Annotated in this window: 1 pseudogene; it reads right to left on the minus strand. The window is 46.2% G+C overall.

Going from position 1 to position 398, the window contains the following annotated elements:
• A pseudogene (locus B4K20_RS00365) lies at positions 1-398 on the minus strand (hypothetical protein); the annotation flags it as partial.

Consider the following 398-nt stretch of genomic DNA (forward strand, 5'->3'; position numbering starts at 1 on the left):
ATATTGTTATCACGTACGGTGACATTACGGCTATTCCTTATCTCTAGAATACCCGCTGTCTCGCTACTCACCTCTGAGATGAGCGTGTTGTTCAGAATCTTGACGTTGTCTTTGCCCTCAATTTTGGCGATTATTGCTGAAGATGAATTTGTTATTTTGGCTTTCACACCGATAAGACTGCTGTTATCAGCCATATCAAAAAACCGGACTGAGCCACTGCCACTATTACTACCTGCACCTGAGAGACTGGCTGATGGTGTGGTAATGCTGACAGTTCTTCCTGAAGGGGTTTTGACCTTAAGGTTTGCAGCCCCCAGAATGTCTTGCCCTTGCTGTACTGTTGTGAGGGTGTTTACCCCGGTGTAATCACCGTTCAGGATGACCGTCGTGTTTTCACC

The organism is Methylophaga sp. UBA5088 (assembly GCF_002414625.1).
GTDB lineage: Bacteria > Pseudomonadota > Gammaproteobacteria > Nitrosococcales > Methylophagaceae > Methylophaga > Methylophaga marina.